At 68.6% G+C, this 14,336-nt stretch carries 10 protein-coding genes; 4 read left to right on the plus strand and 6 right to left on the minus strand.

Going from position 1 to position 14,336, the window contains the following annotated elements; all coding sequences use genetic code 11:
- Positions 1 to 70 precede the first annotated feature (70 nt).
- A complete protein-coding gene (locus FOZ76_RS26430; RefSeq protein WP_281283054.1) occupies positions 71 to 235 on the plus strand; it encodes a hypothetical protein in 165 nt (54 codons plus the stop codon).
- A gap of 252 nt (positions 236 to 487) precedes the next feature.
- Here FOZ76_RS26430 and FOZ76_RS26435 read toward each other — a convergent pair whose 3' ends face one another.
- Both FOZ76_RS26435 and FOZ76_RS26440 read right to left on the minus strand, forming a co-directional pair.
- The gene (locus FOZ76_RS26435; protein ID WP_170235644.1) at positions 488 to 1,978 is read right to left on the minus strand and encodes a M48 family metalloprotease; all 1,491 of its coding nucleotides are present in this window, start codon (positions 1,976 to 1,978) and stop codon (positions 488 to 490) included.
- 192 nt (positions 1,979 to 2,170) lie between these two features.
- Positions 2,171 to 3,268 carry a TRAP transporter substrate-binding protein gene (locus FOZ76_RS26440; protein ID WP_143951299.1) on the minus strand — a complete coding sequence of 366 codons (1,098 nt, stop codon included), beginning with the start codon at positions 3,266 to 3,268 and terminating at the stop codon, positions 2,171 to 2,173.
- A gap of 484 nt (positions 3,269 to 3,752) precedes the next feature.
- Here FOZ76_RS26440 and leuA point away from each other — a divergent pair, with 484 nt between their 5' ends.
- Positions 3,753 to 5,459, plus strand: coding sequence for a 2-isopropylmalate synthase (gene leuA / locus FOZ76_RS26445; RefSeq protein WP_143951300.1), 1,707 nt, complete (start codon positions 3,753 to 3,755; stop codon positions 5,457 to 5,459).
- 38 nt (positions 5,460 to 5,497) lie between these two features.
- Here leuA and FOZ76_RS26450 read toward each other — a convergent pair whose 3' ends face one another.
- From FOZ76_RS26450 to purN, 4 genes are all read right to left on the minus strand, one after another.
- Positions 5,498 to 6,418, minus strand: a complete 921-nt coding sequence (locus FOZ76_RS26450; protein WP_211366549.1) for an SMP-30/gluconolactonase/LRE family protein — start codon at positions 6,416 to 6,418, stop codon at positions 5,498 to 5,500.
- 266 nt (positions 6,419 to 6,684) lie between these two features.
- A complete protein-coding gene (locus FOZ76_RS26455) occupies positions 6,685 to 7,890 on the minus strand; it encodes a DesA family fatty acid desaturase (protein WP_143951301.1) in 1,206 nt (401 codons plus the stop codon).
- Positions 7,891 to 8,127: 237 nt separating this feature from the next.
- On the minus strand, positions 8,128 to 9,360 hold the full coding sequence (locus FOZ76_RS26460; RefSeq protein ID WP_211366566.1) for an RsmB/NOP family class I SAM-dependent RNA methyltransferase: 1,233 nt from the start codon (positions 9,358 to 9,360) through the stop codon (positions 8,128 to 8,130).
- 94 nt (positions 9,361 to 9,454) lie between these two features.
- Positions 9,455 to 10,060, minus strand: a complete 606-nt coding sequence (gene purN / locus FOZ76_RS26465; RefSeq protein WP_246129797.1) for a phosphoribosylglycinamide formyltransferase — start codon at positions 10,058 to 10,060, stop codon at positions 9,455 to 9,457.
- A gap of 214 nt (positions 10,061 to 10,274) precedes the next feature.
- Between purN and FOZ76_RS26470 the strand changes: the two genes are divergently transcribed.
- Together FOZ76_RS26470 and ileS are read left to right on the plus strand one after the other, a co-directional pair.
- Positions 10,275 to 11,240, plus strand: coding sequence for a bifunctional riboflavin kinase/FAD synthetase (locus FOZ76_RS26470; RefSeq protein WP_246129798.1), 966 nt, complete (start codon positions 10,275 to 10,277; stop codon positions 11,238 to 11,240).
- 118 nt (positions 11,241 to 11,358) lie between these two features.
- On the plus strand, positions 11,359 to 14,223 hold the full coding sequence (gene ileS, locus FOZ76_RS26475) for an isoleucine--tRNA ligase (RefSeq protein WP_143951305.1): 2,865 nt from the start codon (positions 11,359 to 11,361) through the stop codon (positions 14,221 to 14,223).
- Positions 14,224 to 14,336: the final 113 nt, after the last annotated feature.

Genomic DNA, 14,336 nt, shown 5'->3' on the forward strand with positions numbered 1-14,336 from the left:
AAACCCGGCTGGCGCGCAAGACGCGGCTGCTGCGCCTGCTGTACGAATACACCTACGGCGAGAAGGTCGGTTGCTCGGCATGCAGCAGATATTGCTGTCGCTGCTCGAACGCCGCTTCGGTCCATTGCCCCAGGCCGCCCGCGAGCGCGTGCAGACCGCGTCGGCCGACACCTTCCAGGCCTGGCTGCTGCGCGTGCTGGATGCGACGGTGCTGGACGACGTATTCGAGGACTGATCGAGCCGCCGCGGCACGAGCCGACCTGCCCGTGCTGCGGCTTCTTGCTCGGGCCCCCCGCCCCAGCACCTGCACCCTACAAGCCGGATCCGCTGAGCCCTGGATCGCATCGCCGCAGTGTCATCCGTCGGGATGGCGTGCAGCGCTGAAAAGAAGCCCCCCACGCCCACTGCGTTCGCGGCCCCCCAAGGAACTCCAACCTCCTTCGGGCGGCCGAGCAGAGCCTGAACCCGCGCCTGGCGTCCGGGCCGGCTAGCGTTCGAACTTCTGGGTGAACGCGCGATCGTCCTCGATGCGCCGCTTGGTCTCGGCGATCCGTGCATCGAGCACCGATTGCTCATGGAACTCATGGGTCGCCGCGCGCGCCTGCTGCAACTGGATCAGCGAAGCGGGCAAGGCGCCCACCAGGGCGTAGTACTCGGCCATGTAGCGCTTCTCGCGCACGGGGTCGCCCAGACGGGCCAGGCTCTCAGCCGCCATGCGGTACAGCACGGGCTCGTCGCTGCCCCACTGCTCCAGGCGCGGCTCGAGTTTCTGCACGGCCTCGGCGTCGCGCCCGGCGCGCTGCAGCATGCGCGCCTCGGTGATGGCGAGTGCGCGATCCTGCGGCCAGCGTGCGGCGCCAGCCTGGGCATGCTGGGTGGCGGCCGCGACGTTGTTCTCCGCCAGATCGAGCTCGGCACCGAGTTGATCCAGCATGGGATGCTGCACGCCTTCGGCGACAGCCTGCTGCCAGGCGGCGCGCGCGCCGGCCGGATCGCGCCGCTGTAACAGCCCGTAGGCCACGCCGTAATGGGCGGCGGCCGCCCGCGCCCCGCTGTGCGAGGATGCCTCGGCGCGCAGCATGCCGACCGGGTCGGCGGCGCGGCTGTAGCCCGACTGCAGCACTGCGAGCTTGGCGCGAACGAACCAGTACGTATCTGACTGGCGCGGCGCCTGCACGGCCGAGGCACGCGACAGGTTCTGCATGTCGGACATGCGCTCGATGCTCATGGGGTGCGTGCTGGCATAGCTCGGGCCGGCGCCGGTGTTGAAGCGCCCGCTTTGCGCCATGCGGCCGAACATGCTGCTCATGCCGGCCGGATCGAAACCGGCCGCGGTCATCATCTGCAGGCCGACCCGGTCGGCTTCGCGCTCGGCATCGCGCGAGAACGATAGCTGGGAATTGACCGCGGCCGCCTGGCCGAACACCGCCGCGCCCTGCGCCAGGTCGCCGGCCCCCGCCGCCGCCGCCGCCAGCGCCGCGGCCATCATGCCCAGCAGCAGCATCGAACTCTGGTTCTGCTGGGCCATGCGCCGCGCGACGTGGCGCTGGCCGACGTGGCCGATTTCGTGGGCCACCACGCCGGCCAGTTCCGACTCGTTCTGCGTGGAGAGCACGAGGCCGGAATGAATGCCGATGTAGCCGCCGGGCATGGCGAACGCGTTGATGCTGGGATCGCGAATGGCGAAGACCTCGACCGAGGCGACGCCGCTGCCGCGCGCCGCGAGATCGCGGCCCAGGGTGGTCAGGTACTGGCGGATGGCGGGGTCGTCGACATAGGTCGGATCGCGCCGGCCGTCGGCCATGATCGCCTCGCCCAGGCGCTGCTCCAGCCGCGGCGAAAGCTCCACGGCCGCCGTGTCGCCCAGATCGGGCAGGCCAGCCGGCTGGGCACGGGCCGGTGCGGCGCCAACCAGCAGCGCGGGAACGAGCAGCGCGACGACGCATCGACGCAGACGGGTGATGACAGGGGCACGCATGGGCATGGGACACATGATAGCCGCCCGACGTTCCCGCAAACAGAGCCGGCGCGGGGGGACGCCACCGCCCCCTGCTCGCCGATTGGTGTCCGGCCAGCGGGTGGCGAGCCGGCGGACGGCGGCGGGTGCCATCGACGACAAAGGGCGCCCCGCGGGGCGCCCTTTGTCGTTGGGCGACAGGCTGCGTCGCGCTCAGCGCGCGCGGCTCAGCGCGGCCGAGAGGTACTGGTCATAGGCGCCTTCGGCGGCACGGAACCAGGGCACCGAGGAGTCGCGGAAGGACATGTAGTTGTCGTACATGGCCTTGAACTTCGGATCGCGGTCGCTGAACTCCTTGTACACGGCGTTGGCTGCATCCCAGGATGCATCCATCACTTCGCGCGGGAAGGCGCGCAACTGGGCGCCGTTGGCGATCAAACGGCGCAGCGCGGGGGCGTTCCAGGCATCGTAGCGCGACAGCGTCTCGACCAGCGCCAGGCGCGAAGCCGTCTCGATGACCGCCTGGTAGCTCTTGGGCAGGGCTTCCCAGGACTTCTCGTTGACGTACAGCGAGATCTGCGGACCGCCTTCCCACCAGCCCGGATAGTAGTAGTTGCGCGCAACCTTGTTGAAGCCGAGCTTCTCATCGTCGTAGGGGCCGACGAACTCGACGGCATCCAGCGTGCCCTTCTCGAGCGCCGGATAGACGTCGCCGCCGGCCAGTTGCTGCGGCACCACGCCCATGCGCGAGAGCACCTCGCCGGCGAAGCCGGCGGTGCGCATCTTCAGGCCCTTGAGGTCTTCGACGGACTTGATCTCGTTGCGGAACCAGCCACCCATCTGCACCCCGGTGTTGCCCATCGGGAAGTTGACGATGTTGTAGGCCTTGAACATCTCGCGGGTGAGCTTCATGCCGTCACCCTGGAACATCCAGGCGTTCATCTGGCGGGCGTTGAGGCCGAACGGCACCGCGGCGTCGAAGCACAGCGTGGGGTCCTTGCCGTAGTAGTAGTACGACACGGTCTGGCCGCATTCGACGGTACCGTTCTGCACGGAATCGAGCACCTGCAGGGCGGGCACGATCTCGCCGCCCGGGAAGGGCCGGATGTTGAACTTGCCGCCGGTGGCCTCGCCGATGTAACGGCACATCAGTTCGCCCACCCCATACAGCGCCTCGAGGCTGCGCGGGAAGCTGGTCGGCATGCGCCAGTTGAGCGTGGGGGCGTCCTGCGCGAAGACGGGTGCCGCGACGGCCGCGGAACCCGCGACGGCGCCCAGACTCGCCTTCTTGAGGAAGGAACGACGTTGCATGATGGGAGTCTCCGGAACAAATTGGAACATATCGAAAGCGTGCGGCGCATACTAGCACCCGCGGCCGCTTTGGACCATTGGCACCGGCCCGTAGCAGGGCCCTCGCGCGGTCGATCCATCCCCCGCGCGGCTTGCCAAAGCGGTTCGAATGTGGGTAAATAGCGGCTATCGTTCCCATTGGCCCCGCCAACTCCACACCGTCAACCGGGCATCGTCCAAGCCGCACCATGAACCGCCTTTGCGTCCAACCCCATAATGCTGCCGCGCCCCATGCGCCCGGCCGGGTTGGCTCGTCGGTTCGCTGCGCCGCGCCCGGTCCTGCCTCCTCGCGGCTTTCCGCCCGCTTCCTGCTACACCTACCGATCGGCTGCTGAGCCTCGCGCTCGTGGCAGTTCGGCAGCCGCATTCCGTCGCCACATTCGCACGCACCCGCCAGCCGGTGCGCGATCGACCGTTTTCGAATGCCGCAACGCAGGAGTCACCCATGTTGAAGAACCCCGCAACCAAATACGTCCCGTTCGTCCCGTTCACGCGCGATTACGCCGAGCGCACCTGGCCGAGCCGCCGCATCACCCAGGCCCCGATCTGGATGAGCACCGACCTGCGCGACGGCAACCAGTCGCTGATCGAGCCGATGAGCGTCGAGCGCAAGCTCCGCTTCTTCGAGCAGCTCGTGAAGATCGGCTTCAAGGAAATCGAAGTCGGGTTCCCTTCCGCCTCGCAGACGGATTTCGATTTCGTGCGCAAGCTCATCGACGAGAAGCGCATCCCCGAGGACGTCACCATCGAGGTGCTGACCCAGTCGCGCGACGATCTCATCGAGCGCAGCGTCCTGTCGGCGGTGGGCGCCCGGCGCGTGATCGTGCATCTTTACAACGCGGTGGCGCCGGCGTTTCGCCGCATCGTGTTCGGCATGGCCAAGGACGAGATCAAGCAGATCGCGGTCGACGGCGCCAAGACGATCAAGCGCCTCACCGAGCAGCACCCCGAGACGGAGTGGGTCTACCAGTATTCGCCCGAGGTGTTCAGCACCACCGAGCCCGAGTTCGCCAAGGACGTTTCCGAGGCCGTGGCCAGCGTGTGGCAGCCCACGCCCGAGCGCAAGATGATCCTCAACCTGCCGGCCACCATCGAGGCGACCACGCCCAACATGTACGCCGACCAGGTCGAGTGGATGCATCGCAACCTCGCCAATCGCGAATCCATCATCCTCAGCGTGCACCCGCACAATGATCGCGGCACGGCCGTCGCCGCCGCGGAGTTCGCCGTGATGGCGGGCGCGGACCGCATCGAAGGCTGCCTGTTCGGCAGCGGCGAGCGTACCGGCAACGTCGATCTCGTCACCCTCGCACTGAACCTCTACACCCAGGGCGTGCATCCCGGCCTGGACTTCTCCGACATCGACGAAGTCCGCCGCTGTGCCGAATATTGCAACCAGTTGCCCGTCCATCCGCGCCATCCGTACGCCGGCGACCTCGTGTTCACCGCATTCTCCGGCTCGCACCAGGATGCCATCAAGAAAGGCTTTGCCCAGCAGAAGGCCGACGGCGTGTGGGAAGTCCCCTACCTCCCGATCGACCCGGCCGATCTCGGCCGCACCTACGACGCCGTCATCCGCGTCAACAGCCAGTCGGGCAAAGGCGGCGTCTCCTATCTGCTCCTCAGCGAGCACGGCCTGGATCTCCCGCGCCGCCTGCAGATCGAATTCAGCCGCGCCGTGCAGCGCGTCACCGACGAGACCGGCCGCGAAGTCACGGCCGAGGACGTGTACACGCTGTTCTCCAGCGAATATCTGGAGCAGCGGGCGCCATGGCGCCTCATCCGCCACCAGATCGCCGGTGACGAGGACGGCGGCGTCGCGGGCCATCAGTTCCGCGTCGAAGCCGAAATCGAGGTCGACGGCGAACGCCGCATCGTCAAGGGCGAAGGCGACGGCGCCATCTCGGCCTTCGTCGATGCGCTCGGCCTGCCGGTACGCATCATGGACTACCACGAACATGCCATCGGCACCGGGACCGACACCAAGGCCGCCAGCTACATCGAGCTGCGCCTGGGGGACTCGCCCACCGGCTTCGGCGTGGGCGTGCACCGCGACATCGTGACGGCGTCCTTTCACGCCGTCCTGACCGCCGTCAACCGCCATCTGAAATCGGACGTGACGGCGGACGAAGAGGCGCGCGAAGCCGCCTGACGCCCCCGCGGGGCCGCCTGCGCGGGGCCCCGCCCGCCTCAAGCGTTGTAATTCAGCCTCAGGCCCGGCCTCGGCCAGCGCGTCTTGTACAGCCTGCCGGTACCGGACGCGGTGATCCATGCATCCCGCATGTCGGGGCCGCCGAAGCACAGGTTGGTGCACAACATGTCGGGCACGGCCAGATGCTCGGTGCCGCCGGTATGCGGGTCGAAGATGGTGAGGCCGCCATTGACCAGCGTAGCCACGCACACGTTGCCTTCGGCCTCCACCGCGAGGCTGTCCAGGTACTGGACGCCCTGCAGGTTGGCCACCACACGGCCGGGCTCTACCGCCGACACCGGCCGTACGACGCCGGGCTCCACGATGTCGAACGCCCACAGCCTGCCCAGGTAGGTATCGGCCACATAGACCGTCTTCTCGTCGGGAGACAGACCCACGCCATTGGGCGCCAGCAGGTGCGGGGTGGCGGCGACGATGCGGCTGCCGTCGGGCAGCGCGTAATACAGCCGCCCGAACCTGCGCTCCGCGTGGCTGCCCGAGCCATGATCGGTAAACCAGAAACCGCCCTGCCTGTCGAACACCAGGTCGTTCGGGCCGATCAGGCGATGGCCGTCGCATTCGGTGTAGAGCGTACGCACCTTGCCGGTATCCAGGTCGAGGCGCTGGATGGCGCCGCCCTCATGGGTGGACGGGGCGGGCCCGGGAATGGTCAGCCCGTCCTGGTCGATCCAGTCGAACGAGCCGCCGTTGTTGGTCACGTAGAGTGCGCCGTCCGGGCCGATGGCCAGGCCATTGGGTCCGCCCCCCAGTTCCGCCACGACTTCCCGTTCCCGTCCGGGGCGCACGCGCGAGACCGTACCGCCGCGTATCTCGGTGAACAATACCGATCCATCGGCCATCGCAACCGGCCCTTCGGGAAACTGCAGGCCTTCGGCGACCAATTCCAACGTCAGTTCCACATGCCCCTCCTTGTCGTTATTGTCGGAACCCTCGGCAAGCGTCGTGGACGGCGCTCACCGATGGTTTCATTCTCTCACGCAAGGGGATTACGTACGCGCCCCGCCGATGCACGCACCGTCATCGTCCGGGCCACGATCCGCACGCAGGCGGACATATCCGGCGGTTCGACATACAAAAAGAAACCCCCGGGGCTGGCATGCCAACCTCGGGGGTTTTTCAGGTACGGGCGAAGGCAGAGCCGACGCCCGTCAACCTGGGTACATCGTCATGCAGCGTAGAGGCGCAGGCGCGTCGCGAAGTCTTCGAGCTGCTTGATCCCGCTTTGCTGGGCGCGCGCGCACCAGTCCTGAAGATCGTGCAGCAGCTTCTCGCTGGAAGCGCTCGAGCTTTCCCAGATGCGCGACAGCTCGTTGCGCATCTGCACCAGGGTGGCGAGCACGCCATGCTGGGCGACGATGCTGTCGATCTCGGCGCGGTGATCGTCGTCCTTCAGGACGCCGTCGCCGCGACGCAGACTCGACTGCAGCTTGCGCAGCGGATGCCAGCCCTTGTCGTGGGGCGCCGTCTTCTTGAGGCGGGAGATCTCCTCGCGGCAAGCCTGCTTGAGCATGTCGGCGTACCCGGCCATGATCTCGTAGCGGTGGGTGATCACCGCCTGCAGGGTCTGCAGGTCGGCCGCCGGCTTGGCGGCGTCGAGCTTCTGGGGACGCGGCGCAACGCGACGCACCTTGGCCAGCCCGACGGACTGCATCATGCGGATGTACATCCAGCCGATGTCGAACTCGTACCACTTGGCCGAGAAGCGCGCCGAGGTGGCATGGGCGTGGTGGTTGTTGTGCAGTTCCTCGCCGCCGATGATGATGCCCCAGGGCGACACGTTGGTGCTGGTGTCCGGGCTGGCGTAGTTGCGATAGCCCCAGAAGTGGCCGATGCCATTGACCACGCCGGCGGCCCAGAACGGGATCCACGCCATCTGCACGGCCCAGACCGTCAGGCCGAGCACGCCGAAGAGCGCGAGATCGATGGCGAGCATGCTGAAGATGCCCAGCGTGGTGTAGCGCGAATACACGTTGCGCTCCATCCAGTCGTCCGGCGTGCCGTGGCCGAACTTGGCCATGGTTTCGCGGTTCTGGGCTTCGATGCGGTAGAGCTCGGCGCCGGTGAACAGCACGCGGTTGATGCCGTACACCATGGGCGAGTGCGGATCGCCTTCGCGCTCGCAGCGCGCATGGTGCTTGCGGTGGATGGCTACCCACTGCTTGGTGACCATGCCGGTGGTCATCCACAGCCAGAAGCGGAAGAAATGGGACGCGATGGGATGCAGATCCAGCCCACGATGCGCCTGGCTGCGATGCAGGAACACGGTGACCGCCACGATCGTGATGTGCGTGACGACGAGCGTGAACAGCACGATCTGCCACCACGAAGCGCCGGTCAGGCCATCGGTGAGAAAGGAAAGCACAGATTCCATATAACCTCTCGAACGGTGCGGCAACTCCCATCCGGGTCGGACGGGGACGCACCGCGCTGCGACAATACCCTTTTTGTCACGGGGTATCAAGGAGCCAGATGGCCCCAACTTGACTTGGGTCACTGGCCGGTGTAGCTAGCCTAGCGCATACGGGGCGGCCCGGGTCGGGACTGTGGCGTGCACGCATCATGAGCCGGAAGAAAAATCCGTCGGCCCATGACTAAGACCGCGCCAGGCTCAGGAAGTTCGCTCGAACACTGCGGCGAAGAAGCCATCGGTGCCGTGGCGATCCGGGCGCAACTTCAAATGGGGCCCGTCGAGCGGAACACCAGTGCGCCCGGCCAGTATCTCGCCCGCCGGCACCGCCCGGAAGCCCGGATGCGCAGCGAGAAAGGCCTCTGCCTGCCGCTCGTTTTCTTCCGGCAACAGGCTGCAGGTGGCATAGACCAGCCGACCGCCCGGGGCGACGCAGCGCGCGGCCGAGGCCAGGATGCTCGCCTGCAGTGCATGGAGCGATTCGAGCGCGGCGGGGTTCTGCCGCCACTTGATGTCCGGATTGCGGCGCAGCGTGCCCGTTCCCGTGCACGGCGCGTCGACCAGTACGCGCTGCGCCTTGCCGGCCAGACGCTTGACGCGCGCGTCATTCTCGTTGGCAATGACCACCGGCTCCACGTTGGAGAGCCCCGAACGGGCCAGCCGCGGGGTCAGCCGCGCCAGGCGCGCCGCCGAGACATCGAAGGCATACAGGCGGCCGCTCGAGCGCATGAGAGCGCCCAGCAGCAGCGTCTTGCCGCCGGCGCCGGCACAGAAGTCGATGACCATCTCGCCCCGCTTGGGGCCGACCAGCAGGGCCAGCAACTGGCTGCCCTCGTCCTGCACTTCCACCGTGCCGTCGAGAAAGCGCTCCCAGCGCTGCAGGGGCGTGCCCGCCGGCAGGCGGATACCCCAGGGCGACCAGGGCATGGGCTCGCCGGCCGGAATGCGGCTGCCCGGCTGGCCCGCCTCGGCGCGCAGGGCCTCGAGCACGGCGTCGCGATCGGCCTTCAAGGGGTTCGCGCGGATGTCGAGCGCGGCCGGCTGGTTCAGCGCGGCCATCAGCGCCTCGGGCTCGTCCAGGCGGCCCAGCGCGTCGTCCAGCCAGTCGGGCAGGCTGTGGCGCACGGCGCGCGGCAAAGATTGCGCATCCAGACGGCCGACGTGCGCGAGCCACTCGGCCTCGGCCCCGGTCAGCGCGCTGCGCCAGGCGCCTTCGCCCAGGGTATCGGCCAGCCCGAGGACGGCCAGGCGCCGCGACGCCGGGCCGCTGCCGCTCTCGGCGTAGCGCCGATAGCGCCGCAGATGGCGCAGCGTCTGGTACACCGCTTCGGCGATCTCGCCGCGATCGCGCGCGCCGAGCTTGGGATGCGCGCGCAGCCAGCGCGACAGCACGCCGTCGGCCGGGCCGCTCCATTGCAGGATTTCGCCCAGCACCTGGGCGACCTGATCGACGCGCGTGGTCCGCGGCGCCGGCTTGCCGTTTGCGCTGCGGCCGGAGCGCGGCGGGTTGCCGCGGGCGGGGGGACGCTTAGCCGGCATGGCTGGCCTCCTGGATGAACAGGCGCGCCGGCGCGCCATCGACCTGCACCACACCCTGCGCGAGGCGCACGCGACCCTCGGCCAGCCAGCGCGCGGCCGCCGGATAGACCTTGTGCTCGACCTCGAGCACGCGCCGGGCGAGCGTATCGGCGGTATCGCCCGCCAGCACCGGCACGACGCCCTGGGCAATGATCGGCCCGTGATCCAGCACCGGCGTCACGTAGTGCACGGTGCAGCCGTGCGCCTGCACGCCGACGGCCAGCGCCTGGGCGTGCGTGTGCAGCCCCGGGAAGGCCGGCAGCAGCGAGGGGTGGATGTTGACCAGGCGCCCCTCGTAGCGCGCCACGAAGCCGGGCGTCAGCACGCGCATGAAGCCGGCGAGCAGCACCAGGTCGGGCCGGTGCGCGTCCACGCGCTCGGCCAGGGCCGCGTCGAAGGCCTCGCGGCTGGAAAATTCGCGATGCGCCACCACCTCGGTATGCAGGCCCTGCTCGGCGGCCCACGCGAGGCCGGCGGCGTCGGGCTTGTTGGCGATCACGGCGGCCACGCGCGCGGGCCAGCCTTCGGCCACGCAGGCCTCGACGATGGAGCGCATGTTGCTGCCGCGCCCGGAGATGAGGATGACGATGCGGCGCGCGGAATCGGCGCCGGGAGCGTTCTGGGATGACAAAATGGGCAGGATCGACAACGACCGGTGAATGGCCTGCGCGCAACCGCGTTTTTTTGCGGCCGGCGGGCACGGGATAACGCTAAATTGTAAACTCCTGGGCGTGAACTCTTCCGCAACCTCCCTGCGCGTCTTTCGCGGCATGCCGCCTGCGGGCGCCACCGCGCCGCGCGCACTCACCATCGGCAACTTCGACGGCGTCCATCTGGGCCATCAGGCCATGCTCGCGCGCGTGTGCACCGCCGCCGAGCAGCGCGGGCTGGTGCCGACGGTCATGACCTTCGAGCCGCACCCGCGCGAGTTCTTCGCCCACACCTTCGACAAGCCCGAGCTGGCGCCGGCGCGCATCAGCGGCTTGCGCGACAAGCTCGCCGCGCTCGCGGCCTGCGGCATCCAGCAGGTGGTGGTGGAGCGCTTCGACGCGCGGCTGGCCGCCATGCCGCCCGAGACCTTCATCGAGCGCCTGCTCGTGGCCGGGCTGGACGTGCGCTGGCTGCTGGTGGGCGACGACTTTCGCTTCGGCGCCAAGCGCACGGGCGACGTGCAGCTCTTGCGCGCGCATGGTGGCTTCGAGGTCGATTCGATGGATTCGATCACCGACCGCGACGGCGTGCGCATTTCCAGCACCGACGTGCGCGCCGCGCTGGCCGCGGGCGACCTCGAGCGCGTCGCCGACCTGCTGGGCCGCAACTACCACATGAGCGGGCACGTCGTGCACGGCCTGAAGCTCGGCCGCCAGTTGGGCTTTCCCACGCTCAACATCAACGTCGCGCCGCAGATCACCGGGCTGTCGGGCATCTTCGCGGTACGCGTGCACGGCATCGGTGCGCGGCCCAAGGCAGGCGTGGCGAGCCTGGGCGTGCGGCCCACGGTCACCAACAGCGGTCGCGTGCTGCTCGAAGTGCACCTGTTCGACTTCACCGGCGACGCCTACGGTAAACTGGCGCGCGTGGAATTCCTGAAGAAACTCCGCGAGGAGGCCAAGTTCGCCGACCTCGCCACCCTGACCGCGGCCATCGCGCAAGACGTACGTCAGGCGCGTGCGTATTTCGCCTCGGGGCACCCCGCGCTCTCCGATCTCGCCACCTCCGCCACCGACCGAATTTGACGCGGCACGCAGGCGTGTGCGCGGCGCCCGGCGCCGCCACGCCGCCGTCCGTCATGCGCCCAGCGGCCGGACTCCGTCGCGCCGCGCGCGCCCCTCTTTACGCGAAATCATCGACGCCATGGACTACAAGAAGACCCTCAATCTGCCCGACACGCCCTTTCCCATGCGGGGCGATCTGGCCAAGCGCGAGCCCGGCTGGGTCGCGCAGTGGCAGGAAACCGGCGTGTACCAGGCCATCCGCCAGGCCAGCGCCGGCCGTCCGCGCTTCGTGCTGCACGACGGCCCGCCCTACGCCAACGGCGACATCCACATCGGGCATGCGGTCAACAAGGTCCTGAAGGACATCATCGTCAAGAGCCGCAACATGGCGGGCTATGACGCGCCCTACGTGCCCGGCTGGGATTGCCACGGCATGCCGATCGAGATCCAGATCGAGAAGCAGTACGGCAAGCAGTTGTCGGTACAGGAAGTGCAGTCCAAGGCGCGCGCCTACGCCACCGAGCAGATCGGCCGCCAGCGGGAAGGCTTCAAGCGCCTGGGCGTGCTGGGCGACTGGGACAACCCCTACCTCACGATGAACTACGGCAACGAAGCCGACGAACTGCGCGTGCTCGGCCGCATCATGCAGGACGGCTTCGTGTACCGTGGCTTGAAGCCCGTGAACTGGTGTTTCGACTGCGGCTCGGCGCTGGCCGAGGCCGAGGTGGAATACGCCGACCGGGTCGACCCGGCGATCGACGTGGCCTTTCCGTTCGCCCAAAAGGATGCCCTGGCCCGGGCCTTCGGCCTGGACAGCCTGGAAGAGGACGGCGCCATCGTGATCTGGACCACGACGCCATGGACCATCCCCGCCAACCAGGCGCTCAACCTGCACCCGGAAATCGACTACGCCCTGGTGCGCGTGGCGCCGCCTCTGGCCACCGGGCCGCTGCTGATACTCGCGCGCGATCGCGTCGACGCCTGCCTGAAGCAATGGGGCCTGACCGGCGTCGTACTCGCCACCTGCCAGGGCGCCGCGCTCGAGCACATCGCCTTCCATCACCCGCTCGCCAAGCTGGACGCGGCCTACGACCGCCTCTCGCCCGTCTACCTGGGCGACTACGTCACTCTGGACACCGGCACCGGCGTGGTCCATTCCGCGCCCGCCTACGGCATCGAGGATTTCCAGTCGTGCAAGGCGCACGGCATGGCCGATGACGACATCATCAGCCCGGTGATGGGCGATGGCCGCTACGCGTCCAGCCTGCCGGCGTTCGGCGGGCTGTCGATCTGGGAGGCCAATCCGCAGATCGTCGATGCCCTGCGCGACATGGGCACGCTGCTGCGCATGGAGAAGCATCCGCACAGCTACATGCATTGCTGGCGCCACAAGACGCCCGTGATCTATCGCGCCACCACCCAGTGGTTCGCCGGCATGGACATCGCGCCCAACGAGGGCCTGCCGCTGCGCGACCGTGCCCTCGCCGGCATCGAAGCCACCCAGTTCTTCCCCGCCTGGGGCAAGGCGCGCCTGCACGCCATGATCGCCAACCGGCCCGACTGGACGCTGTCGCGCCAGCGCCAGTGGGGCGTGCCGATGGCCTTCTTCGTGCACAAGGAAACCGGCGCCCTGCATCCGCGCACGCCCGAGCTGATCGAGGAAGTCGCCCAGCGCATCGAGCGCGGCGGCATCGAAGCCTGGCAGAGCCTGGATGCGCGCGAGCTGCTCGGCGACGAGGCCGACCAGTACGAAAAGAACAAGGACACCCTGGACGTCTGGTTCGACTCGGGCTCCACGCACACCACCGTGCTGGGCGGCGCGCCGGGGCAAGGCGTGGGCGATGGCCACGGCTCGCACGGCGAGTCGCTCGCCTGGCCGGCCGACCTGTACCTGGAAGGCTCCGACCAGCACCGCGGCTGGTTCCATTCCTCGCTGCTCACGAGCTGCATGATGTACGGCCGCGCGCCCTACAAGGCGCTGCTCACGCACGGCTTCGTGGTCGATGGCCAGGGCCGCAAGATGAGCAAGTCGGTGGGCAACGTGATCGCGCCGCAGAAGGTGTCCGATACGCTGGGCGCCGAGATCCTGCGCCTGTGGGTGGCGAGCACCGACTACTCGGGCGAACTGTCGATCTCCGACGAGATCCTCAAACGCGTGGTCGAGAGCTATCGGCGCATCCGCAACACTCTGCGCTTTCTGCTGGCCAATGTCAGCGACTTCGATCTCGCCGCCAATGGCGTGGCCGTCGACGAGCTCCTGGAGATCGACCGCTACGCGCTGGCCATGACGGCGCAGATGCAAGCCGAGGTGCTGCCGCTCTACGAGCGCTACGAGTTCCACCCCGCGGTCGCCCGCCTGCAGACCTTCTGCTCGGAAGACCTGGGCTCGTTCTACCTCGACATCCTGAAGGATCGCCTCTACACGAGCGCGCCGGACAGCCACGCCCGCCGCTCGGCGCAGACCGCGCTGTGGCACGTCACGCAGACGCTGCTGCGCCTGATGGCGCCCATCCTCTCGTTCACGGCCGAGGAAGCCTGGGCCTTGCTGCCGCACGGCGACGACGCCCTCGCCGCGCGCAGCATCTTCACGCAGATCTATCACGACAACCCGCAGGCGGCCGACGCGGCCGTGCTCCACGCCAAGTGGACGCGCCTGCGCACACTGCGCGCCCAGGTGCTGCGCGAACTCGAGCAATCGCGCAGCGCGGGCGAGATCGGCGCGTCGCTGCAGGCCGAGCTGGACCTCTACGCCGGCGGCGACGACCTCGCCCTGCTGCGCAGCCTGGGCGACGATCTGCGCTTCGTGCTGATCGTCTCGCGCGCCACCGTGCATCCGGGCGAGAGCGAGGAGCTGGTGGTCCGCGTCACCCCGTCCGCCGACGAGAAGTGCGACCGCTGCTGGCACTATCGTGCCGACGTCGGCAAGGACGAGGCGCACGGCCACATCTGCGGGCGCTGCGTGGACAACCTCTTCGGCGCGGGCGAGTCGCGCACGGCGGCCTGATGCAGGCCCCCCCTTACGCGCTGACGCGCGCCCCCCAGGGGGCGGTGCTGGCGGACCGGCAAAGCCGGATCCGCGGCACCCCGGATGGCGCTGCGTGCTTTCACGCGTCGTGC

This window comes from Verticiella sediminum (assembly GCF_007558815.1).
Lineage (GTDB): Bacteria > Pseudomonadota > Gammaproteobacteria > Burkholderiales > Burkholderiaceae_B > Verticiella > Verticiella sediminum.